The organism is Halobacillus hunanensis, assembly GCF_900166655.1.
GTDB lineage: Bacteria > Bacillota > Bacilli > Bacillales > Halobacillaceae > Halobacillus_A > Halobacillus_A hunanensis.
In genome coordinates this window covers 851193-873531 of record NZ_FVZB01000005.1, presented here as the reverse complement: position 1 = coordinate 873531, position 22339 = coordinate 851193, and the positions used below count along the sequence as shown (strand labels likewise).

Genomic DNA, 22339 nt, shown 5'->3' with positions numbered 1-22339 from the left:
TTTTTTTATGATGGAGGTAAGAGGACCATAAACCCATACACGAGTTCAATGGTCCTTCCTCACATTATTTAGCGTGAACCCGACTTTTCGCTTCAATCCGACGACGGTGAAGAATCGGCTCGGTATACCCGCTAGGTTGCTCCAAACCTTTAAATACTAAGTCGCAAGCAGCTTGAAAAGCTACAGAATCGTCGTAGTTCGGAGCCATATTTCGATACGCTGAATCAGAAGCATTTTGCTGATCCACTACTTTAGCCATTCGTTTTAATGTTTCCAAAACCTGTTCCTCCGTACACACTCCATGGTGAAGCCAATTTGCAATATGCTGACTGGAGATCCTTAAAGTCGCTCGGTCTTCCATCAACCCAACATTATTAATATCAGGGACCGTTGAGCAGCCGACTCCCTGCTCCACCCAGCGCACAACGTAGCCCAATATCCCTTGAGCATTATTATCCAGTTCCTCTTGCACTTCCTCTTGTGTCCACTGCTGATCTGCCGTAAGTGGAATTTCTAAAATATCATCCTGTTGGTCCGTAAGCGATTGTGATAAATTATTTTGTACGTCGCGTACATCTACCTGATGATAATGCAAGGCGTGCAAAGTAGCCGCGGTTGGCGATGGCACCCACGCCGTATTAGCCCCAGCCTCAAGATGCCCGCCTTTTTGTTCCATCATGGCTTTCATCATATTTGGCATGGCCCACATCCCTTTACCGATTTGCGCCCTGCCCTGTAATCCAGTTTCCAGTCCTGCTTTAACATTCGATTTCTCATAGCCTTGAAGCCATTTCGAAGATTTCATGTCATTCTTACGGATCATCGGACCATGCGCTTCCATGGAAGTATGAATCTCATCACCTGTTCGATCGAGGAACCCTGTATTAATGAATACGATTCGCTCTTTTACTTCACGGATAGCTGCTTTTAAGTTTAACGTAGTACGACGCTCCTCATCCATTACGCCGATTTTTAACGTATTTCTGTCTAATCCAACCAAGTCTTCCGTACGATCAAACAGTTCATTCGAAAATGCTACTTCTTCAGAACCATGCATTTTTGGCTTCACAATATAAATGGAACCTTGAGTAGAGTTTTGATATCTTCCATTTCTCAACACATCATGTTTACCTAACAGACCCGTGATCACGGTGTCCAATATCCCCTCAGGCACTTCGTTACCATCCTGATCAAGTACAGCATCGCTTGACATTAAGTGGCCAACATTACGCACAAACATGAGCGACCGTCCCGGTAACGAGAATTCCTTCCCTTCTGGTGAAGAATACGTACGGTCAGGGTTCAAGGTTCTCGTAATGGTTCGGTCTCCTTTCGTAAACGTTGCCGATAAGTCCCCTTTGTATAAACCTAATAAATTGCTATATACGAGCACCTTATCCTCAGCATCTACAGCAGCTACCGAATCTTCACAGTCGATAATGCTTGTTAAGGCAGATTCTACAAGTACATCTTTTACACCAGCCTGATCCGTTTTTCCAATTGAATCGTCTCGGTCAATTTGAATTTCAAAATGAATGCCATTGTTTTTAATTAAAAGTGCATCAGGCTCCTGCGGCTGCCCCGTATACCCTGTCAACTGATCGTGCACTTTTAAACCAACTGTTTTACCACTGCTTAATGTAGCAGCCAATACGCCATTATTGACGAAGTAAACTTCTACATCTTTATGGGACGCTTGCTCTAAAGGTACAACTCGATCTAAAAACTCTTTAGCATAGGCAATGACCTTCTCACCGCGGAGCGGGTTGTATGATCTGCCGATTTCCGCCCCATCCTCTTCACTAATGACATCAGTTCCGTAAAGAGCATCATACAAGCTTCCCCATCGCGCATTTACTGCATTGATCGCATAACGAGCATTATTCACAGGTACGACAAGCTGAGGGCCTGCCTGATGAGCAATTTCCTCGTCAACATTTTCGGTAGTGATCTGTACATCCTCCACTGAAGGTTCCAGATATTGAATTTCTTTCAAAAACGATTTGTAACTCTCTTTATCAAAATCGTGCTTATGTTGTTTATGCCACTCATTTATTTGTTGTTGCAAATCATCCCTTTTAGCTAATAAGCGCTTATTCTTGGGAGATAGGTCATGGATGATAGAAGCTAGACCATGCCAAAACTCCTCCCCTGTCAGTCCGCTTCCAGGGATGGCCTCTGAATTAATAAATTCATATAAAACAGGAGATACTTGAAGATTATCGATCTGCACGTATTCTTTCATAAATCATTTCCTCCTTAAAATGAATAGATTGACTGGCGGAATGCATTCTCGATGGGTTTTACACAAATGTTTCTCGGAAAGCCTTTCCACTATATTCGGCTTTCCATTCATCTACACCTTCCCGTGCCTCATCTTTTATAATATAATAAATATTCAGACATAAGAAATACTTATATAGAATGTGATGTATTCACTTTTGTTATAATAGATTTTTCTTGAAAAACGGAGGAATTCAATGGATATTCGACATTTGGAATATTTCTCAGAAGTTGCCAAGCATTTAAGTTTTACAAAAGCCGCCGCTTCGTTGCATGTCTCTCAACCTTCCATCAGTAAAGTCGTAAAAAATTTGGAAGACGAATTAGAGGTCCCCTTATTCTATCGATCCAAGAACCTCGAATTAACGGATGCCGGCAAAGCTGTATTATCGAATGCTAAGGATGTTCTGGAGGCCTTCTCAAACTTAACATCAGAACTGACAGATATTATGGAATTAAAAAAAGGAGAAATACGAATCGGCATTCCTCCCATTATTGGAGCAGCTTTTTTCTCAAAACTAATCACTCATTATAAAGAAATCTATCCTTTAATCGAAATTAGTTTAACAGAAGTAGGATCGAAGGAAATTAAGCGTGGAGTTGATGAGGGATCACTCGATATTGGCTTAATCTGCAACACCCCTATTAAAAAGGAAAACTTTGAAATCGTCAGAGTGATCAAGGACCCGTTAATGCTGATCGTACATAGCTCTCACCCATTAGCTGAGTATCAATCCATCGATCTGTCAGCATTGCAAAATCAACCCTTTATTTTGTATCGTGAAGACTTTACCCTTCATGACCGAATTATGGAAGAATGTGCTTTGAACGGGTTTGAACCAAAAGTTGTCTGCCATAGTTCGCAAAAAGATTTTATGATCGAAATGGTTGAAGCTAAGCTCGGGATTGCCTTATTGCCCAGTAAAATTTGCGAAAAAATTAATAATCCCGAAATTAAGGCGATCACCTTAACAAATTCTAATATCAACCTTGAGTTAGGAATGGTGTGGAAAAAAAACAAGTACTTGCCATACAGTGTCCGGGAATTTATCTCGATGGCGGAGGGGTTTGTTACGTAAAGTTGAGATCACTCATTAAGTTCTCAATTATTCTGGCAGCATCACCTTACTAAATTCTTCTATAAAAGCTTCGTAATGAAGATGGATAGCAATGCTCGTTTCCCCAGTCTTACTAGTCGGACGAAGGTCAATATAGGACATGCCTCTTGCTTCTATGCCTTCAACCACATTTGCATTATAGTATATGTAATCAACAATAGCAGGATTTTTAATAAGAATAATAGTAAGAAGATCGTGAATGGGCGCACCTAAAATACCTGGTACGGTTTCTTTATAAAAATCGTAGTAAAATTCAAAGACAGGCGCCATGATAGAGGCATAGACGTTTTTCTTGTTTTGAGAAATATCTTCAACGATATCTGGAGTGATAATGGCAAATTGAGTTACATTTAATGGAGTTACCGTCAGGTTATGGGCATTTTTAACAACATAATTAGAAGATGTAGGATCTCCAAAGAAGTTAGCTTCCGCCAATGGTGTTACGTTCCCTGGGACAAAGAATGCCCCGCCCATTACATAGAAGGAATGCACCATTTTTATTTGGTCCGGAAATAGAATAAATGCAGTTGCCAGAGTAGTCGAACGTCCTGTATCTACAATGATAATCTCATTTCTATATCTTTCTATAATGAGACGAATGGTGTCAAAAGGATAAATCTGATATTGCATATTACTAGGAGGCTGAATCGGACCAATTCCTTCCTCACCGTGAATTCCCGGGTAAAACGTCACTTCATCCTCCTGTACTGGATTGGAAGCACCAGGAATAATGGGAATATCGTTTCTACCCGCTAATTGCACCAAATAAGCAGCATTGGCTGTTGCCTGGTCTTGTGTAACATTCCCATAACTGGTGACAATTCCGACCAGATCGAGTTCTGGGTCTAGCATGGTGTACATAATTGCCAAGGAATCATCAATTCCAGGGTCACAAAATAAAAGAATTTTTTTCGTAATAAGAGCCCCCCCTTTCTGCTATATATATTTCAGGATTCATCCATCATGCCTAAAACAGATTCCGAGAACCTTCCTTTTCAACAAGCAGTACACCGTTCTTTTGTGAGAAACTTAACTATGCAACCTTTGTTACGACCAATGCACCATCTGCATAAAAAATATCACCATTTGCAGATCTTATTAAAACTCGTATAACATCACCTTGAGTTAACATTAATTGGTCTGTTCTTGATAATGTATCGACTTCATTAACATTAGTAGCAATAAGGGTTTGAAAATCAAGTTGTTTTGAAAAATCAGGAGTCCCGTTTATAGAGAGATTAAAAGTAACATTAGCAAATGATCCTTCTGGGCCTATCGCATTTACTACAGTTGAAAACGAAACCGTATATACTCCCTGGCTATTCACAGTAATAGAGTCATCTGCAGTATTTGGTGTTGTTCCACTAAAGGGACCAACTATTGCAAAGTCAACATTTGTGTCACTTATAGCAGGACTTCCGGTCCCAGGCTCAGTAGATAGTGAACCATAAACTGGTGTTACCCCCGGCCCCGGAGGCCCTTGAGGTCCTGGGGGGCCAGGCTCTCCTTGTGCCCCTGCAGGCCCCGATGCACCTGGGTTCCCCTGTGGTCCTGCGGGTCCCGGTGCCCCAGGGTCCCCCTGTGGTCCAGGAAATCCTCTTGGCCCTCTTGGACCTTGGACAGAACAACAGCAAGGATTCCTACTACAACGGGGACAGCAGTGGTTTGTTCTTTTGTTATATGACAAAAAACTAACCTCCTATTTTTACTTTTAGTATATTTATATTAAGGTTGATTCATTTTGCTTGTGTCCTTGTTTATAATTGTCCTGTTAAATAGTACGAATGACTCTACCACGTTGAATAACTTGATCCAGAAATGAAAGATCCACCAGAAAGAGAATAAACCATTTCTTAACGCTTGAACTTTAATTTGATTAATATGGCTAAAGCAGTTCATTTAGCAAATGAGTTAAAATAGAATCTCTAATTCATTAGAAAAAGCCTTCATCAAATAAATGACTTGATGAAGGCTTTCTTCTCTGCCCAGCAGAATAGTGTACGTGCAATTCAGCGGGTTACAACGTTAATACCCAGCATAATACCTATCCCAGCGACATAAGAAAAACCCTTGCTATAGCAAGGGTCAGCTTGTAGAGAAACCCCGTGTTTTTCTACAAGCTTTTTTTCTTGCCGCCAGGAGCGAAAGCCCCTTCCCTTTCCGCGGACGAGCGCCCGAGCTTCCTCGCGAAACCCACGCTCGGCGATCTCGGCTCACTCGTTCTTCCGCAGGAGTGGAAGGGGACTCGCTCCTTGGAATTTCTTTAAGATAGAAAAAGACTCTCCTTCGCCTAGCTCACCCTGGCTAGATGGAGGACAATCTTTTTCATGTTCTGACAGGCAGCCGTCATCAGCGCCTGTTCCTTCACTTTCTCTTTTCCACGCAAGCGGCAATAACGCAGCCCATGCAGTTCTTTTGAATCTGCGAAGCTACGCTCGACTTTCTCTTTTCTCATACGGTAGATCCACTTTCCTTCATTGGAAAGGCGGTTCAACCGAACCTGCTCTTTGTCGTCTTCCCACACATGGCGTGTGATCGTTTTCTGATGCTTTTGATTTTGGGTGCACTGAGCGAGAAGAGGACATTCCTTACACCGGGCAGGATCAGATTTGTAATGGCGATATCCATCACGATCTGTGGTAGCATACATCAGTTCTTCACCTTGTGGGCAAACATACATATCACGATCTTCATCATATTTGTATTTCCATTTAGCTAGAAATCCTTTCCTCTTTTGAAATCGACGGTGGGCAATAACTCCAAATACATCTCTTTGAGCGAGGCCGTGACAAATGGGATTGGTCAAGTATCCGGCATCTAAACCAACAGCTTCAACATCAAATCCGAATCGTTCGATTTGACGGTCTAAACGTTGTAAATAAGGCTTGGAATCATGAATGTTGCCTGGTGTGACATGGACATCCGTGATGATGTTGTACTTCAGGTCCGTCGTACGATGATCGAGATAAAAGAACCCTTCCGGCTTATTTTCCCGATACAAATATCCACTTTCCGGATCGGTATCACTGATTTTAACTTCTTTGGTTTTCTTCACCTCCTCTTTTTCTTTGAGGGGCTTTTTTCCGTGATCCACCCGATCCTCAAGGACAGCTTCATTCAACTCTTCGATATAGTCAGCTGTTTCTACGTGAACTTCTTGTTTGGAGAACTTTTTCTTATTGGCGTTCGCTTTCAAATGAGTCGAATCTGTGAAAAGCACACGCCCTGCCACCATGCGGTGGTTCATGGCCTGAAGCACGATTTCATCAAAGACCTCTTGAAAGATATCGGTCTCTTTAAAACGTGTTCTGCGATTCCAGCTGATCGTCGAATGATGAGGGACAGCGTCCGTTAGGTTCAACCCCAAGAACCATCGGTAAGCCACATTGGTCTGAATTTGTCGTTCTAACTCACGTTCGGAACGTATGCCATAAAAATAACCGATGAACATCATTTTGAATAATACAAGGGGATCCAGAGATGGACGACCATTATCTTCAGAATAGAAGGGACGTACTTTTTCGGGGATAAAGGAGAAATCTATGTATTGGTCAATCTTACGGAGTAAGTGATTTTCCGGGACAAGCTCTTCAATCGTTACGATTTCCATTTCATTTTGTCGTTCTTTTCTTGACTGAAACAAAAGATCACCGCCTAAATAGATTCTTATCAATAGGATAACAAATGAGAGCGGTGAAAAATAAAAGAAATCAGAAAAAATCAGGCTGTCGAGACTTTCTCGACAGCCTGACCCTTGCTATAGCAAGGGTTTAAGTAATGGAGCATAGCGGGCTCGAACCGCTGACCTCTACACTGCCAGTGTAGCGCTCTCCCAGCTGAGCTAATGCCCCGTCTGAATCGACAATAATCATTATATCGTTTTCACTTTATGTAATCAATACTTTTCCTCAAAAAAATAATTGCACAAATCTCAACTTAATTGCACGAAGTCAAACCATAATTGCATATTTCATAAAAATATAAGCCTCCCTACGACTATAGAGAGGCTTATACATTCCTTATTAAGCATTCGCTGGTTCACGACTCTGTCCATTGCCATTTGTCGTCATCAGTGTGACAACGATCAAGACAATAACAGCAATCGGAACAGCGATCACAACACTATTGATGTCGAAAGGTTTTTGTAAAATCAGTTCCCATACTAGTGTGGCCACAACACCTGAAAGCATGGAAGAGATACCGCCGGCGGCATTCACGCGTTTCCAGAAGAAGACAGCGAGCAATGCTGGTGTTAAACCGGCCCCATAAACGGTATATGCATACATTTGTACGCTGAGTACAGTTGGGAAATAGCTGATCAGCAGATAAGAAAGTACACCCAGGATAACGATGAATAGACGTGTCATCCCTAATAACTTTTTGTCTGAGGCTTCCTTATCGACATAATTCCCATAAATATCATACGTCAAGTTGGTCGCTGCAGATAGCAGGTATGAGTTACCTGTCGTAATGATAAAGGATGCTGCTGAAGCAAGTAAGATCCCGCCAAGCACTGTCGGCATAGCAAGCGTTGTTGCCATTAAGGCCATTCCAGGATCAATATCTGGAAAGATTGAGCGAGAAGCAAAGGCGATAATAGAAATCGATGGTGAAATGACAATCATAGCAATCAGCCAGCCGATTTGGCCCTTTTTAGCCGAGCTGTCGCCTTTTGATGAGGCAAGACGCTGATACATATTTTGGTCACCTAATAGTAGGAAAAGTGATGGAAGCAGGTACCCCATAAGCTGGATGGTTGTTAAACCACCAGTCGCTGTCATATGGGACTCTGGGACGTTGGCAACGATGTCTCCCCAACCGCCTGCGACTGCAATAATCGTTGGTACCGTAATGATGAGTCCGCCGACCATTAAAAAGCCGCTAATCGCATCAGTTTGAGATACAGAACGTAAACCGCCGATCATGGCTAAAAAGATAATCATGATCCCGCCAAGCAGTGTCCCTAATCCAACAGACATGCCTGTGGTCAGATTCAATATAAAGCCAAACCCTTTCATCTGATAAGACACAATTCCCACATAGGCAAGGATAATAATGACACTTGCTATATTCCGGGACTTACGGCCATATTTCGCCTGCAGAATGCCTGATACTGTAAATTTACCGAATTCGCGGATTTTTGGTGCAATGACATAGAGGACAATAATACCTAATAACGTAGGAAGCATCAGCATTAATGCAGGCCAAATTCCGTAACTGAAGGCCATTGAGGTCTCCCCGCCGGAAATACTACCGCTGCCTGTCCATGTAGCTAGCAATGTCCCCATTAGTACGAAAGGTCCTAAACTCTTTCCGGCCAGAACGAAGTCTTCACTTCCTGACACCTTTTTGGATGTAAATATTCCAATACCGACCATAACGACGGCATAAAGTCCGATAAACCAAAGTAAAGTCGGATCATTTTGCAATTCCATACTACATACTCAACTCCTAAGAATAAGAAATAAATTCACTTCAAATACGTCTAGACTATTTTTTCCCAATTTCAATGTGTTATACGAGCTCGTTGACACAACGTTATCTAACCTAACACAATCTTACACATTGTGAAAATAGCAATATTTTTATAAAAGACTGCTTATTTGTCGCGATTATCAAGTATGTAACTTTTTCACAAACTTACTTATTACCTCTATGACATAGCTTAGGAGAATTGCATTATTATTGCGAAACTTTAAACAAATGGTCATCGGACAGCTAAATACAACCTTGTAAAATGAGCCTAAATACCTACAAAAGCCTGCTGACATTTGTTTATCAGCAGGCTTTATTTTTCAAGAAATAAAAGCTTTTATTCGTTGTTTTAATAAATTTTTCAGCAATTGCTTTCCATCCCCAGTTCCAATTGATTCCGGGTGAAATTGCACCCCTTCTATCGGCAGACTTACATGCCGGAGCCCCATGATTTCTCCTTCGACTGTTGCAGCTGTCACTTCAAAGCACTCTGGTAACCCATCGAGATCCACGATTAAAGAATGGTAACGCATGGCTTCCATTGGATTACTCAGTCCTTCAAAAATACCTTGGGCATCATGATGGATTTGTGAAGACTTTCCGTGCATAAGTTGATCAGCTCGAACCACATTTCCGCCAAAACTTTGAGCAATCGCTTGATGACCAAGACATACTCCAAAGATCGGTACCTCTTCTTTAAAATGCTCAATGATTTCCATCGTGAGCCCTGTCTCATCAGGGGAACATGGACCTGGTGACAACAATAACAAGTCTGGCTGTAATTGCTCTATTTCCGTTATACTCACCTGATCATTACGCCGGACAATGATCTCTTCACCTAGTTCGCCTAAATACTGAACAATGTTGTAGGTAAAGGAATCATAGTGATCGATCATATATATCACTCTGCTCAACTCCTCTATGCTCAGCTTCTAATCCTATTTTATAAGCTCATGGACACTCTTGTAGAAGCGTTCAAGAGCATCTGCCTCATTTCCACTCTTAAATGCTTCGAGTTCTTCTTCAATCAAGCGAATAATTTTACTCCCGATAATAACACCGTCTGCGTGTTCGCGTACCAAGTTGACGTGATCATTTGTCGAAATCCCGAATCCTACCGCAACAGGTACAGAACTGTGTTCTTTTACTTTTTTAATAAAAGTGATGACGTCTGGAGACATTTCGTTGCGTTCCCCTGTCACACCAAGTGTGGAGACACAATAGAGAAACCCATTCGCGTGTTCGGCAATTTGTTTGATTCGTTTGTCTGAATTTGGGGCGACGAGTGAGATAAATTCAACATTTCGGTCAGAAGCCAGCTTACGAATGCCTTCACTTTCTTCAAATGGTAAATCAGGGATCAGCACCCCTTCGGCCCCGTTTGCATCAAGCAGTTCAAAGAATCGGTCGTAGCCCAGCTGCATCACGGGGTTATAATAGGTGAAAATAACGACGGGTATTTGCAAGCCAGCCCGGCGCATTTCAGGTACAAGTTCAATGGCTTTCGTCAACGACATCTCATTTTTCAAGGCACGTTGGGCAGCACGCTGGATCGTCGGTCCATCTGCCAGTGGATCTGAATAAGGAATGCCAAGCTCAAGAACATCTGCCCCCGCTTCTTGTAATCGCAGCGCAAATTCAATCGTAAGTTCTGGTGTTGGATCGCCCGCTACAATAAAAGGAATAAACAAATCTTCGGTTTTCGTTAGTTTTCCCTGGAAAGATGTTTTCGTGAGCATGTTACTCCTCCTCCTGAAAATGCTGCATTAATGTGGCCATATCTTTATCTCCACGTCCTGATAGATTGATCAGGATCGTTTGATCGGAGCTCATATTTCCTGCTTCTTTAAAAGCCTGGGCCAGCGCATGGGCGCTTTCAATCGCTGGAATAATCCCTTCTTGTTCTGTCAAAAGCTTCAACGCATGGAGTGCCTCTTGATCAGTAATCGACTCATATCTGACACGCTTTGTTTGGAAGAGGTGAGCGTGTTCTGGGCCAATGCCTGGATAATCTAGCCCTGCAGAGATCGAATAAGGTTCAGTGATTTGCCCATTTGCATCTTGCATTAAATACGTTAGTGAACCGTGTATGACACCTGGATTACCTTTCGTCAACGTTGCAGCGTGTTCACGAGTATCGACTCCCTTACCGGCTGCTTCCACCCCGATCAGTTCAGAAGCATCCTCTAGAAATGGATAAAACATGCCCATCGCATTACTTCCTCCTCCGACACACGCATAAATCCGGTCAGGAAGCTCCGGTTCAACTTCTAGAAATTGCAGTTTTGATTCATCACCAATTACACGCTGAAAATCTCTGACCATTTTCGGATAAGGGTGTGGTCCCACCACAGATCCAATCAGATAGAAATGGTCTTCACAGTTCGCCACCCAGTACCGGATCGCTTCGTTAGTTGCATCCTTCAACGTACCATTTCCGCTGGAAACCGGAGTGACCTTCGCACCGAGTAATTTCATGCGGAACACATTTAACTCCTGACGGCGAATATCTTCTTCCCCCATAAAAACCTGGCATTCAAGGCCGAACTTAGCTGCAACGGTCGCAGCTGCTACACCATGCTGACCAGCTCCCGTTTCAGCAAGGATTCTCTTTTTCCCCATCCGTTTAGCAAGCAATGCCTGGCCAATTGCATTATTCATTTTATGGGCCCCGGTATGGTTCAAATCCTCTCTTTTTAGATAAATTTTCGCTCCGCCTAAATGTTCCGTCATTTGATCAGCAAAACTTAATGAGGTCGGCCGACCGGCGTATTCCTTCAACACATCATGATACTCCTGCAAAAAAGCTGGATCATCCATCGCTTTATTTAATTCTTCCTCCAGTTCCTGCAGCGGTCCCATTAACGTTTCAGGAACATATTTCCCTCCAAAATCTCCAAATCGACCTTTAACGTCCGGAAACACTTGCAACATGACGTTCCACCTCTTTCATCACGGCTTGAATTTTATTAATATCCTTCTGTTCATCTGTTTCAATTCCACTTGATACATCGATTCCATCTAGTTGTTTCTCCATTAACTGTTCAATATTATCTGGATTAATCCCGCCTGCTATAAGACAGGATACGTTTTGGGCATTTGCAGCCTCAAGATAGCTTTCAACGGCCTCCCAGTCAAAACGAATCCCCGTGCCTCCATAGGCTCCAGCCACCTTCGAATCGATCACGTATCCATCCACTACACCTTTAAAGAGCTCCATTTGCTCTAAGGCGTTTTCCTGATGGTGGATAACCTTCCATACAGGCAGGTCGAACGATTCTTTAATTTTCAAAATATCGGATACCGTTTCATTACCATGAAGTTGAATTACATCCAATGGGGCAAAAGCTAACACTTCATCCAACTGTTCCATGGAAGGCTCTACAAAAACACCGACAAGTTTTTGCTGAGGGCGAACTTTTCTAATCCACTTGCCTACCTGCTCAGGACGCACATAGCGCTTCGTACTATTTACAAATATAAATCCGAGGTGAGTCGCTGATGAAGAAGCCGTCTTCTGCACATCACTTAAGGATCGATTGCCGCACAATTTCACTAACGGTTCAAGCATCACACATTCACCCCTTTCATTAATTGGCTAACTGCCTGTTTAATATTGGCCTGACGCATTAACGATTCTCCTACTAGCACAGCTTCTGCGCCGTATCCTGCAACCTGCTCAATATCATCATAAGTAAAGATTCCACTCTCCGAAACGAGTAAACAATCATTCGGAACCAACTTTGCTATTTGTTTTGTCTGCTCAAGCGTCGTCTCAAACGTATGCAGATTACGGTTATTAATCCCAATAATCTCCGGGGTGAATTCCTTTAACACCCCTTCAAGCGTCTCCTCACTGTGTACCTCAACGAGCACTTCAAGTCCCGCTTCATAGGCCTGTAAATACAGCTCATGCAGTTTGCCCGCTTCGAGGGCTTCTCCAATTAGCAAAATCGCATCCGCACCAATCAGCTGACTTTCTGCCACCTGCACGGGATCGATAATGAAATCCTTCCTCATGACCGGCACATCCACAAACTTCTTAATATCTGTTAAGAAATCACGATGCCCCTGGAAAAAGTGTTGATCTGTCAGCACTGAAATCGCCTGCACTCCAGCATCAGAGTACTGTTTTCCTACCATCACGTGATTAAAATCCTCCCGAATAATTCCTTTTGACGGGGATGCCTTCTTCACCTCAGCAATTAAACCAGCCGTATAAGGTGATTGTTTCAAAGATTGATAGAAAGAATATTTCGATACATCTGCCTCCTCTGGCAAATACATTCGTTCAATCTCTTGTTTTTTTACGGCTAAAATAGTTTCAAGCATACTGACGATTCTCCTTTTCTTCCTGGATCGATGTGAAATAGGTTAGTACTTTTCCACTGCTGATCGCGTCCTGGACTTGTTTTACACCATCTGTTAAGCTGACGGCTTTTCCTGCCACGTAAAGTCCTGCTGCTGCATTCATGGTCACGATCGTCATGGCACTCTCATTGGCTTCTCCTGAAAGGACCTGTTGAATCAAATCTGCACTCTGCTGACTATTCGTAATTTGAATATCGGCAAGTTTGCCTCTTGAGAGTCCGAGGTCTTCAGGGGTAAGGGTAAATCTATGAATGTCACCGTCTTTCAACTCTACAACATCGGTTACCCCCGTCATCGTAATTTCGTCCAATCCGTCCCGGCCGGTAACTAATAATACATGTTTTGACCCTAGCTGTCTCAGGGTTTCTGCCATTTTTTCAGCATAAGACGTATCATAAATTCCGATCAGCTGGCGCTTGGCATTAGCTGGGTTAGCCATTGGTCCAAGTAGATTGAAAATGGTTCGAAACCCTAATTCTTGACGAGCTGGCACCGCATGTTTCATCGCCTGATGATAATTTGGGGCAAATAAAAAGGTCATCCCTTTATCCATAATCGCCTTAACACCTTGTTCTGGTGTTGAATCGATCGGAACCCTCAATGTTTCTAAAACATCAGCACTCCCACTTTTGGAAGATACTTTACGGTTGCCATGTTTGGCGACTTTCACATCAAGGGCTGCCAATATAATGGAAACAGCTGTAGAAATATTAAACGTGGAACTGCTGTCGCCACCTGTACCGCACGTGTCAACGAGATCGTCCGGAGCCATATCGAGCTTTGTCATCTTAGCGCGCATTGCCCGAACAAAACCAGTCATTTCTTCCACAGCCTCGCCTCTGTGACGCATAATGGAAAGCATGCTCATAAGCTGCCCTGTAGACACCTCGCCGTCCATGATCTGAGTCATGATCTGATAAGCTTCTTCCTCTGTCAATACATTGCCTTCCACTAAGCTGCTTAATTGTTGTTTCATTTTGCCTCAGCTCCTTCTCTACTCTGCTCAAATAACTTCTCAGCTAATTCAATCGTCCTTTTTAGAGCACTCGCCTTATTTAATGTTTCTTGATACTCTGCATCAGGGTCAGAATCTGCCACGATTCCAGCTCCTGCCTGTACATACACTTTTTCATTCACCTTAGTCATTGTCCGGATCGTAATACAAGAGTCAATGTTCCCATCAAATCCTAAATACACGATGCCTCCTCCATAAAGATGTCTTGGAGTTGGCTCAAGCTCCCTTAAAATCTGCATTGCCCGGACCTTCGGCGCTCCAGATAACGTGCCGGCAGGGAAGGCTGAAATGAGGGCATCAATTGGAGAAATATCCTTTTTCAATTGCCCTGTTACTTTACTAATGATGTGCATAACTTTTGAAAAACGTCCAATCGTCATATAATCATGAACGTTCACTGTTCCGTATTCAGAAACTCTTCCAATATCATTACGTGCTAAATCGACTAGCATCCGGTGTTCAGCCTGCTCCTTCTCATCGGCCAGCAATTCATCAGCCAAGGCGTCATCTTCCTCTTGAGTAGCTCCTCGTTTCCTTGTGCCGGCAATCGGATGAATTTCAAGCCGCTGCTCCTGTACTTGCAACAGCCGCTCCGGTGAGCTGCCGATTACTTCTACATCATCAAAATGTAAATAAAACATATAAGGTGAAGGGTTTACTTTTCTTAAGACCCGATAAAGCTCAAATCCGTTTCTCTTGGTTATTGCCTCAAAACGCTGTGACAAAACCGCTTGAAAGATATCTCCTGCTCGAATGTATTCTTTGATTATCTCCACATCCTGCTTAAACACAGGTTTTTGATAATTACTGGAGAAATTTATAGACGGTGTAAGATCTTCATTTTCATCAGCCAGCATTAAGTCAGGCAAGAAGTTCTGACCTTTTAGGGCTCCCTCTACCGTTTGTAATCTTTCTTTTGCCGAATAAAATGTTTGCTCAACATCCGTATTCTCATCAATCCTGGCATAGGTCAGGATCGTCGCTTCCTTTGTTCGGTGATGGTAGGCAATAAGCGTCTGGCAGAATAACAAATGGTAATTGGATAAGTTTATATCGTCTTCGATAGCTTGCGGCACAGGTTCATAATCAGAAATACCATCGTATGCCACATAGCCGACTGCCCCGCCTTTAAAGGGTAACGAAACATCTGCTGACTCCACTTCAAGTTGATCAACAGTACTTTCATATGCCTCTTTTAGAGAAGACTTTTTCGTCTCTCGGCCGGTAAGAATGTCACGGATAACAAAGGAACCCTCGTTCTGTTTAATTTCAATCATTGGATCTAAACCAATGAATGAGAAATTAGACCAAGGAGATTCCGGGTCCTGACTTTCAAGCATATATACGGCTTCCTCTTTTAATGCATGAAACATGTGAATAGGTGTTAACGTATCGGTGTAAAACGTTTTAGCGATGGGAATCGTTTTATATTCCTTGACGCTTGCAAGGAACGATTCCAGAGTGGTATTACTCATATGCGGACTCACCTCTCCATAAAAATTTTATGGAAAATGAGACGTTGAGGGGTATAAATAGGGGGTGAAAAAATATTGGCACAGGCAATCCAAACGGCTCCAAAGGTCCAAGGATCCCTAGCTCTCTCAGCTCAACTCAACCTATTTCCTCAACTCATCTAATCTCATTCTCAACTCTAAATACTTTCGTAACAGTGTATAAAATTCTGATAATAAAGTCAAATTTTTCGTTTAAAAAAGGGAACCTACATGATAGGTTAAACGTACAAAAACAACAGAGCAAAAAGGAGGTATAACATTTGATTTTACTCATGCAGGATGCCACCCGAATAATCCAGGAAAACTTTGCAATCTTGGCTCCCCTATTTATCATTCAGCTCATACTTATGATCACTGCACTTATTAGTTTAGCAAAAACTGAAGCTGCAAATGGGCCAAAATGGCTGTGGGCACTCATCATTATCTTTATTAATATTATCGGTCCTATTATTTATTTTATTTTTGGAAAGCGAGATTATTAATGATGATTAAAGTTGACCAGCTTACGAAAATGTATGGCCAAAACTATGCTGTGAGAGAGGTTAGTTTTCAACTTCCTGCCGGAAACTGTATTGCTTTATTAGGTCCTAACGGTGCTGGCAAAACAACCACATTAAGAATGATGGCCGGATTAATCCGCCCGACAAGCGGCACCATCAGCCTTGGCCCTTCCATCACTAAAGATAATAGGAGAGAAATCGGTTATCTCCCCCAGCATCCTCAATTTTATCTTTGGATGACCGGAATGGAGTTCCTCATTTATGTAGGGCAGCTTGCTTATTTAAGTAAAAAAGAAGCTAAGAAAGAGGCAGAACTTTTAATGGAAAGGGTAGGGTTAAAAGATGCTGCCAAACGTAAGATCGCAGCCTACTCCGGCGGAATGAAACAGCGCCTCGGGATCGCTCAGGCAATGATCCACCGGCCAAAACTCCTTATGCTGGATGAACCAGTTTCTGCCCTTGACCCGATTGGCAGACGAGATGTACTCAATTTAATGGAGGAGTTAAAGCAGGAAACAACACTGCTTTTCTCTACGCATATTCTCAGTGACGCGGAAGAGGCAAGTGATGAGATTTTATTAATGCATAAAGGATCGATTATCGAATCGGGTACGTTAGATCAGCTAAGAGAAAGGCATCATGTGGACAAAATTTCTATCAAAGCATCGCTGAATCATGAGGATTTGCAACATAAACTAGCTCAACTGCAGTTTGTAAATCGTGTAGTCAAAGATAAGCAGCGCCTCGATTTATATGTAACCGACATAAAATCTGCACGCGATCAAATCTTGAAACGATCGTTAGAAGAAGGATGGCAGTTAGAGCAATTCGAAGTAGGGCGGATTACGCTCGAGGACTTATTTATGAAGGTGGTGAATGAGCATGCAGTGGATGACCGTCTTTAAGACAGAATCGATCGGAGCGTGGCGCAATTATAAATGGATATGGGTCCCACTCGTTTTTATACTACTCGGGATTATGGATCCACTGACCACTTATTACTTACCGCAAATTCTCGAATCAGTAGGTGGTTTACCTGAGGGAGCAACGATTAATATCCCTACCCCTCCCCCTGCGGATGTATTTATGATGAGCATCAGCCAATTTAATATGATTGGCGTCGCCGTTCTCATCCTTATGTCGATGGGTACGATTGCTCCTTATGTCGATGGGTACGATTGCCACCGAACGTAGAAGCGGCATTGCAGAATTGATTCTCGTAAAGCCGGTAAGCTATGGTACATATGTTACAGCCAAGTGGGCAAGTATCGTCGCCCTGAGCTTACTCAGTTTGTGTGCTGGAATTCTTGGCAGCTGGTACTATGTCAACCTCTTATTCGGTAGTTTAAGCTTTGAACTAATTGGGGCTGCTGCTGGCTTTTACGGACTTTGGATAATATTCGTAATTAGCGTGACCATCTTCATGAATACTCTGGTAAAAACGCCTGGATTAGTAGCGTTCTTAACAATCATTTCACTGATCGCCTTGTTTATTCTCAGTACGATATTTGCCCATATTATCGAATGGAATCCTTCACTTCTTACATCGTACGTGGGAGACATACTACAAACCGGTTCAATCCCTACTGATCTATGGGGAACAGCATTCGTAACTACCTTGCTTATTGCCGGCCTGCTGATTTCAGCAAGCTACATCCTAAAACATAAAGAACTCGCCTGAACAAACCCATATTTCACCACCTCAGGTCATCCAAATATTGGATGACCTGAGGTGGTATTTTTTTGAATATATTGCTATTCTTGCATTTTGTTAATTCTTTTGCAATTCTTCGGCAGATTTTCTAAATCCATAAAAAGGACGATAGCCTCGGTCCGTATAGTATTCCTTCGAAGAATTGGTAGCCAGCATTTCAATTCTAGTACTAGGATAACAACCATGCGCTTCCTTCATTAGCTGTTGGGCGATCCCTTTTTTACGATAATCTTTTTTAATAAGGATTTCACAAATATACAATGTAACTGCTCCGTCTGTCAGCCCTCTTAAGTATCCCACTACTTCATGCCCATCTACCACTACTAAAGTAAGATCAGAATTCAGCAATGCCTGCATCGTCTCTTCCCTATTCTCTACAAGATTGCTCCATTGTTCTTGTTGCAGCAGCGACTGAATCATATCGAAATCATTTTCCTGAAAAGTACGAATGGCAAAGTTACTCATTGGAGACTCCCCTTTTAATAGATTTGTTAATCTAGCTTCTCTGTTTCTGAAACTTCCCATAAAATAATCAGACTAAGGACTTTCTATTAACTTACTTATATAACGAAAGATCCTCTGTTCTGGTTTCAAATTATTTTGACCTGATTTAAACAAACTGTAGAAGCTTTTCTAATGTCTAGCCATTTGTGCTAAAATATGTTCTGTATATATTAAGGATGTTAGTTAACATAGGGAGTGTACGTATGAAATCCATCCATAGATTATCTCTTGTCATCTTCTTTGTTCTATTAGCTGGCTGCTCATCCGGTCCAGACCTCTCACTAAGTCACTTAAAAGAACTTTATCCGGAAACTTTCGCCACCCCAATCGAATCTTTATCTCAGGAACAGCAAGACAAGCTCGGGCTTCCTGAAGAGCTTCCATTTGAATTGAAATCATTGAAAGCTAACGTGAACGGCAATGAAACGGAAGTTATTTACCAATCCGATTCGTCTGTACAAGCTCTAGTTCGCACTATTTTCGATCCGGGCAATGATTTAGAAGAATCCGAATTACAGATTCCTCTCGATGCAGGAGGCGTTGCAGGAATTCAAAAACGAGACGATCACGTTTTTGTCGAGTGGTATAACGGAGATTATGATGTCATTTACCAGCTAGAATATACAAGTACGAACAAAGAGAAACGTCTCAAGGAAGCCATGGAAATCACCAACTCTATATCGTGAACTTAAACCGTCACTTAATTAGTGACGGTTTTTTTATGATTTATATTACCCTGAGAGTTTAACTTTCTTGATTTAAGGATAATCAAATAATTAATGTACAAAAAAAGGAGATGGAAACAATGAATGACACTTATCATTCTTTATTTGAAAAGTTGAAAATCAATAATAAAGAGCTTCCTAACCGATATGTAGTGGCTCCGATGACCCGAATTAGTGCTGAGAATAACGGTCTGGCAAATAAAACAATGGAGCAATATTATAACCGCTATGCGAAAGGCGGATTTGGAACTATCATTACAGAAGGGGTTTATCCTGACGAAGAATTTTCGCAAGGGTACTATCACCAGCCGGGCCTTGCAAATGAAGAACAGATGAAATCGTGGAAACCTATTGTAGAAAGCGTTCATGCTAACGGTTCTCTAATTATTGCTCAGCTCATGCATGCAGGTTCACAATCACAGGGAAATCCCCATGCCGATCACTCGATCGCTCCTTCTGCTGTGAAGCCAAAGAAAGATATGGTTCCTCTTTACGGAGGCGAAGGCCCATACCCAGTTCCCGCCGGGATGAGCCACGAAAATATGAAACAAGTAAAACATGGCTTTGGACAGGCTGCCAAACATGCTAAAGAAGCTGGCTTCGATGGTATTGAAATCCACGGCGCCAATGGTTATTTACTTGATGAATTTCTAACAGACTATATGAACCTTAGAGAAGATCAATATGGCGGCGCAACCAAAAACCGTGTTCTCTTTCTTACAGAAGTCATCCTTCATGTTAGAAAAGCTGTCGGAAAAGAGTTCATGGTCGGTATTAGGATATCTCAAGGAAAAGTCACCGATGCCGATCATCGTTGGGCTTTGGGAGAAAATGATGCTGAAACAATTTTCACGGAACTTGGGGATACTTCTCTGGATTTTATTCACGTTACAGATGCTTCCGGAACACAACCAAGCTTTGGAGAAGGAAGCAAATCTATTGCTGAAGCAGCCAAACATTATAGTGGCCTGCCTACAATCGCTAACGGCCAGCTCCAGGACCCTGAAACGGCCAGTTCACTAATAAAGGAAGAAAAAGCGGACTTAGTCAGTTTAGCGACCAGCGCACTACAAAATCCGGATCTTCCTCACCGAGTCCTATATAATAAGGAAATTAAACCTTTCGACTTTGATTCCATTATGCTTCCAAAAGCCAATATAAAGGAACATGAATTAGAAAAAGAAATTATAGAATAAAAACCCTCAATTAAGACTCCGCATCCCTCATCATTTGCGGAGTTTTAATTGATATTTTATTAGTCTTAATCAGTTATTTTATAGACAAGACGGTCTAATGTCACCTCTGTCATTTCCACCCTCCACGACCTGAACTTCCTTTAAATTCCCCATTGCATCAAAGTCAATAGACAGAAGATCTCCCGCTTCAGCGAATGCAATGAGTCGTTCTTTCAAGACTAATAGTTCACTTTTATTAGTATCTTCCTGAATCAATATCGCATATGAACCTTCATAACGATCTAACTTATATTTATTCAAAACATGTTCCCTCCAGACAAAATAGCTGAAATTTCTAAAAAATTCGACCTATTCCTCTATACCCTATCCCGTTTTCAGTAAACCATCTGATCACTCTTCAACATTTAAAAAGGCTAGACAAACAAATTATTCGGTGATACAATTAAACTACCGACCGTTAGTTAGTGAGGGATGGACATGTCAAAACAGAAAATCATTGATGTCAGCCTGGAGCGTTTTGCTCATAACGGCTATGAAAATACAAGTCTTACTGATATTGCCTCTAAAGTAGGGATTAAAAAGCCTTCGCTTTATAATCACTTTGGAAGTAAGGAAGCAATTTTCCTGGAGGTATTAAAAGAAGTAGCTATGAAGGAGACGGAACATTTCCAAGCGTTCACGGAAAAAACCTACGATCAACCCGTTAAACAACGTCTGGAAAGAGTGTATCAATTCTATGTTGATCACATGGCTAATTCAACTGAAGGTACGTTCTTTAAACGGTTTACCTTTTTTCCGCCGGAAGACTTCTCGGAAGAAATTAAGCAAGTGTTTCTGCAAGTGGAGGAACAGACAAATGATATTATCCGGCCCATTATTGAAAAAGGAATGAAAGAAGGCAGTTTACGACAGCTTCCTATTAAGGATGTACTCTCAGCCTTCTATACGTTAATTGATGGTCTGTTTCTTGAAGAAAATTTCTACGATAAAGATACGCTGGCTCAACGAGAGCAAGCAAGTTTTAAAATATTCTGGCTTGGTGTACAAAAGTCAAGCAAGGAGGATTAAATATGGCCTGGATCTATTTATTTATAGGTGCTCTGTTTGAAATTGGCTGGGCCGTGGGTCTTAAAATGTCTGAAGGGTTTACAAAACCCTTCATTACCGTTTTTACTTTGATATCCATTTTCATTAGCTTTTTCTTATTTACAAAAGCAATAAAAATGATCGACATCGGCACTGGATACGCCATTTTCACAGGAATAGGCGCAGCTGGTACAGCCGTAATCGGAATGGCATTTCTTGGCGATATCGCAAGCGCCGGAAAGGTCTTTTTTATTGCCGTTTTAATTTTTGGCATCATTGGCTTAAAAATGTCAGAGTCATCAAAGGTGGAAGTTATTACTGAGGAGGGGTTATAATGTCATGGATCTTTTTACTTTTTGCTGGTATTGGAGAAATGTCAGGGATGCTGTTCCTCAAACTATCAGAAGGATTCCGCAGAAAAATTCCTACCCTGTTAGCCATTGTTTCAGGGGGATTAAGCCTATACTTTCTCTCCCTGTCGCTTAAAGACCTGCCCATCGGTACCGCATATGGGATCTGGACAGGAATAGGCTCTGTTGGAACCGTACTGCTCGGTATCCTATTGTTTAAAGAAAAAGCTAGTGTGAAACGACTATTTTTCATTAGTTGTATTGTGATTGGAGTCGTAGGTTTAAAACTAGTTTCTTAACATTGAAATTTTCTTGCAGATTCGACAAAATATGTTGCAATTGTCCTAGGCAACAAGTAAAATAAAAAAGGAAATTCTAGTGAAACTCAAACTATTTGATAGATACTTCTTCGATCCCTTCATATAAAGTTTGAAATGAGACCATTTTAGACCATTGTAATTCTTTCATCATAACTTCAAGGGATCTCT

General features: G+C 41.9%; 24 protein-coding genes and 1 tRNA gene. 10 read left to right on the top strand and 15 right to left on the bottom strand.

Annotation, left to right across the window (positions count from 1 at the left end; all coding sequences use genetic code 11):
* Positions 1 to 64 precede the first annotated feature (64 nt).
* Positions 65 to 2245, bottom strand: a complete 2181-nt coding sequence (locus B5354_RS05350) for a malate synthase G (protein ID WP_079526590.1) — start codon at positions 2243 to 2245, stop codon at positions 65 to 67.
* Positions 2246 to 2480: 235 nt separating this feature from the next.
* Here B5354_RS05350 and B5354_RS05345 point away from each other — a divergent pair, with 235 nt between their 5' ends.
* On the top strand, positions 2481 to 3362 hold the full coding sequence (locus B5354_RS05345) for a LysR family transcriptional regulator (protein WP_079526588.1): 882 nt from the start codon (positions 2481 to 2483) through the stop codon (positions 3360 to 3362).
* A 27-nt stretch (positions 3363 to 3389) separates the two neighbouring features.
* On the opposite strand, the gene B5354_RS05340 is transcribed toward B5354_RS05345, so the two are convergent.
* The 12 genes from B5354_RS05340 to trpE form a co-directional block, all read right to left on the bottom strand.
* Positions 3390 to 4319, bottom strand: a complete 930-nt coding sequence (locus B5354_RS05340; RefSeq protein WP_079526586.1) for a nucleoside hydrolase — start codon at positions 4317 to 4319, stop codon at positions 3390 to 3392.
* 115 nt (positions 4320 to 4434) lie between these two features.
* Positions 4435 to 5088, bottom strand: coding sequence for a collagen-like triple helix repeat-containing protein (locus tag B5354_RS20855; protein ID WP_079526585.1), 654 nt, complete (start codon positions 5086 to 5088; stop codon positions 4435 to 4437).
* Positions 5089 to 5691: 603 nt separating this feature from the next.
* Positions 5692 to 7044 (bottom strand): IS1182 family transposase, encoded by a 1353-nt coding sequence (locus B5354_RS05330; RefSeq protein ID WP_139377061.1) that lies wholly within the window; start codon positions 7042 to 7044, stop codon positions 5692 to 5694.
* Positions 7045 to 7179: 135 nt separating this feature from the next.
* A tRNA-Ala gene (locus B5354_RS05325) sits at positions 7180 to 7252 on the bottom strand.
* Positions 7253 to 7423: 171 nt separating this feature from the next.
* Positions 7424 to 8836, bottom strand: coding sequence for a sodium:solute symporter family protein (locus B5354_RS05320; protein WP_079526583.1), 1413 nt, complete (start codon positions 8834 to 8836; stop codon positions 7424 to 7426).
* A 360-nt stretch (positions 8837 to 9196) separates the two neighbouring features.
* Positions 9197 to 9781 (bottom strand): anthranilate synthase component II, encoded by a 585-nt coding sequence (locus tag B5354_RS05315; RefSeq protein ID WP_079526581.1) that lies wholly within the window; start codon positions 9779 to 9781, stop codon positions 9197 to 9199.
* Positions 9782 to 9814: 33 nt separating this feature from the next.
* Positions 9815 to 10615 carry a tryptophan synthase subunit alpha gene (gene trpA / locus B5354_RS05310; RefSeq protein WP_079526579.1) on the bottom strand — a complete coding sequence of 267 codons (801 nt, stop codon included), beginning with the start codon at positions 10613 to 10615 and terminating at the stop codon, positions 9815 to 9817.
* Position 10616: 1 nt separating this feature from the next.
* On the bottom strand, positions 10617 to 11810 hold the full coding sequence (gene trpB, locus B5354_RS05305) for a tryptophan synthase subunit beta (RefSeq protein ID WP_079526577.1): 1194 nt from the start codon (positions 11808 to 11810) through the stop codon (positions 10617 to 10619).
* Positions 11785 to 12447, bottom strand: coding sequence for a phosphoribosylanthranilate isomerase (locus B5354_RS05300; protein WP_079526575.1), 663 nt, complete (start codon positions 12445 to 12447; stop codon positions 11785 to 11787). Before B5354_RS05300 ends, trpB begins: the two co-directional genes overlap by 26 nt.
* Positions 12447 to 13208, bottom strand: coding sequence for an indole-3-glycerol phosphate synthase TrpC (gene trpC / locus B5354_RS05295; protein ID WP_079526573.1), 762 nt, complete (start codon positions 13206 to 13208; stop codon positions 12447 to 12449). Before trpC ends, B5354_RS05300 begins: the two co-directional genes overlap by 1 nt.
* Complete coding sequence (gene trpD / locus B5354_RS05290) at positions 13201 to 14223, bottom strand: anthranilate phosphoribosyltransferase (protein WP_079526571.1); 1023 nt, start codon at positions 14221 to 14223, stop codon at positions 13201 to 13203. Before trpD ends, trpC begins: the two co-directional genes overlap by 8 nt.
* The gene (trpE, locus tag B5354_RS05285) at positions 14220 to 15737 is read right to left on the bottom strand and encodes an anthranilate synthase component I (protein WP_079526569.1); all 1518 of its coding nucleotides are present in this window, start codon (positions 15735 to 15737) and stop codon (positions 14220 to 14222) included. Before trpE ends, trpD begins: the two co-directional genes overlap by 4 nt.
* A 311-nt stretch (positions 15738 to 16048) precedes the next feature.
* Between trpE and B5354_RS05280 the strand changes: the two genes are divergently transcribed.
* The 4 genes from B5354_RS05280 to B5354_RS20665 are packed head-to-tail and all read left to right on the top strand — an operon-like array spanning position 16049 to position 17957.
* Positions 16049 to 16258, top strand: a complete 210-nt coding sequence (locus B5354_RS05280) for a PLDc N-terminal domain-containing protein (RefSeq protein ID WP_079526808.1) — start codon at positions 16049 to 16051, stop codon at positions 16256 to 16258.
* Entirely contained in the window at positions 16258 to 17181 is a 924-nt protein-coding gene (locus B5354_RS05275) for an ABC transporter ATP-binding protein (RefSeq protein ID WP_176142410.1), read from the top strand. Before B5354_RS05280 ends, B5354_RS05275 begins: the two co-directional genes overlap by 1 nt.
* Entirely contained in the window at positions 17159 to 17470 is a 312-nt protein-coding gene (locus tag B5354_RS20670) for a hypothetical protein (protein ID WP_245804709.1), read from the top strand. Before B5354_RS05275 ends, B5354_RS20670 begins: the two co-directional genes overlap by 23 nt.
* Positions 17439 to 17957: a hypothetical protein gene (locus B5354_RS20665; protein WP_245804708.1), complete on the top strand. Its 519-nt coding sequence runs from the start codon at positions 17439 to 17441 to the stop codon at positions 17955 to 17957. Before B5354_RS20670 ends, B5354_RS20665 begins: the two co-directional genes overlap by 32 nt.
* Before the next feature lie 90 nt (positions 17958 to 18047).
* Here the strand turns inward: B5354_RS20665 and B5354_RS05265 are convergent, their stop codons facing one another.
* Complete coding sequence (locus tag B5354_RS05265) at positions 18048 to 18455, bottom strand: GNAT family N-acetyltransferase (RefSeq protein WP_079526567.1); 408 nt, start codon at positions 18453 to 18455, stop codon at positions 18048 to 18050.
* Between the two features lie 242 nt (positions 18456 to 18697).
* Between B5354_RS05265 and B5354_RS05260 the strand changes: the two genes are divergently transcribed.
* A complete protein-coding gene (locus B5354_RS05260) occupies positions 18698 to 19180 on the top strand; it encodes a hypothetical protein (protein WP_079526565.1) in 483 nt (160 codons plus the stop codon).
* 119 nt (positions 19181 to 19299) lie between these two features.
* On the top strand, positions 19300 to 20415 hold the full coding sequence (locus B5354_RS05255) for an oxidoreductase (RefSeq protein ID WP_217700247.1): 1116 nt from the start codon (positions 19300 to 19302) through the stop codon (positions 20413 to 20415).
* Positions 20416 to 20493: 78 nt separating this feature from the next.
* Here the strand turns inward: B5354_RS05255 and B5354_RS05250 are convergent, their stop codons facing one another.
* A complete protein-coding gene (locus B5354_RS05250) occupies positions 20494 to 20715 on the bottom strand; it encodes a hypothetical protein (RefSeq protein ID WP_079526560.1) in 222 nt (73 codons plus the stop codon).
* A gap of 177 nt (positions 20716 to 20892) precedes the next feature.
* On the opposite strand from B5354_RS05250, the gene B5354_RS05245 reads away from it, so the two are divergent.
* Genes B5354_RS05245 through B5354_RS05235 form a run of 3 tightly spaced genes read left to right on the top strand, consistent with a single transcriptional unit; the run spans position 20893 to position 22150 of the window.
* The gene (locus B5354_RS05245) at positions 20893 to 21483 is read left to right on the top strand and encodes a TetR/AcrR family transcriptional regulator (protein WP_163529234.1); all 591 of its coding nucleotides are present in this window, start codon (positions 20893 to 20895) and stop codon (positions 21481 to 21483) included.
* Positions 21484 to 21485: 2 nt separating this feature from the next.
* Positions 21486 to 21836, top strand: coding sequence for a DMT family transporter (locus B5354_RS05240; protein WP_079526557.1), 351 nt, complete (start codon positions 21486 to 21488; stop codon positions 21834 to 21836).
* Positions 21836 to 22150, top strand: coding sequence for a DMT family transporter (locus B5354_RS05235; RefSeq protein WP_079526555.1), 315 nt, complete (start codon positions 21836 to 21838; stop codon positions 22148 to 22150). Before B5354_RS05240 ends, B5354_RS05235 begins: the two co-directional genes overlap by 1 nt.
* The last annotated feature ends 189 nt before the right edge of the window (positions 22151 to 22339 follow it).

Excerpts from the sequence above, each read along its gene's own strand:
- B5354_RS05320 (WP_079526583.1), bottom strand. The coding sequence starts at position 8,836 with ATGGAATTGCAAAATGATCCGACTTTACTTTGGTTTATCGGACTTTAT.
- B5354_RS05235 (WP_079526555.1), top strand. The coding sequence starts at position 21,836 with ATGTCATGGATCTTTTTACTTTTTGCTGGTATTGGAGAAATGTCAGGG.
- trpE (WP_079526569.1), bottom strand. The coding sequence starts at position 15,737 with ATGAGTAATACCACTCTGGAATCGTTCCTTGCAAGCGTCAAGGAATAT.
- B5354_RS05265 (WP_079526567.1), bottom strand. The coding sequence starts at position 18,455 with ATGAGTAACTTTGCCATTCGTACTTTTCAGGAAAATGATTTCGATATG.
- trpA (WP_079526579.1), bottom strand. The coding sequence starts at position 10,615 with ATGCTCACGAAAACATCTTTCCAGGGAAAACTAACGAAAACCGAAGAT.
- B5354_RS05300 (WP_079526575.1), bottom strand. The coding sequence starts at position 12,447 with ATGCTTGAACCGTTAGTGAAATTGTGCGGCAATCGATCCTTAAGTGAT.
- B5354_RS05255 (WP_217700247.1), top strand. The coding sequence starts at position 19,300 with ATGAATGACACTTATCATTCTTTATTTGAAAAGTTGAAAATCAATAAT.
- B5354_RS20665 (WP_245804708.1), top strand. The coding sequence starts at position 17,439 with ATGTCGATGGGTACGATTGCCACCGAACGTAGAAGCGGCATTGCAGAA.
- B5354_RS05275 (WP_176142410.1), top strand. The coding sequence starts at position 16,258 with ATGATGATTAAAGTTGACCAGCTTACGAAAATGTATGGCCAAAACTAT.
- B5354_RS05245 (WP_163529234.1), top strand. The coding sequence starts at position 20,893 with ATGTCAAAACAGAAAATCATTGATGTCAGCCTGGAGCGTTTTGCTCAT.
- B5354_RS05345 (WP_079526588.1), top strand. The coding sequence starts at position 2,481 with ATGGATATTCGACATTTGGAATATTTCTCAGAAGTTGCCAAGCATTTA.
- B5354_RS05350 (WP_079526590.1), bottom strand. The coding sequence starts at position 2,245 with ATGAAAGAATACGTGCAGATCGATAATCTTCAAGTATCTCCTGTTTTA.
- B5354_RS05280 (WP_079526808.1), top strand. The coding sequence starts at position 16,049 with ATGCAGGATGCCACCCGAATAATCCAGGAAAACTTTGCAATCTTGGCT.
- B5354_RS05240 (WP_079526557.1), top strand. The coding sequence starts at position 21,486 with ATGGCCTGGATCTATTTATTTATAGGTGCTCTGTTTGAAATTGGCTGG.
- trpC (WP_079526573.1), bottom strand. The coding sequence starts at position 13,208 with ATGCTTGAAACTATTTTAGCCGTAAAAAAACAAGAGATTGAACGAATG.
- B5354_RS20670 (WP_245804709.1), top strand. The coding sequence starts at position 17,159 with ATGCAGTGGATGACCGTCTTTAAGACAGAATCGATCGGAGCGTGGCGC.
- trpB (WP_079526577.1), bottom strand. The coding sequence starts at position 11,810 with ATGTTGCAAGTGTTTCCGGACGTTAAAGGTCGATTTGGAGATTTTGGA.
- trpD (WP_079526571.1), bottom strand. The coding sequence starts at position 14,223 with ATGAAACAACAATTAAGCAGCTTAGTGGAAGGCAATGTATTGACAGAG.
- B5354_RS05260 (WP_079526565.1), top strand. The coding sequence starts at position 18,698 with ATGAAATCCATCCATAGATTATCTCTTGTCATCTTCTTTGTTCTATTA.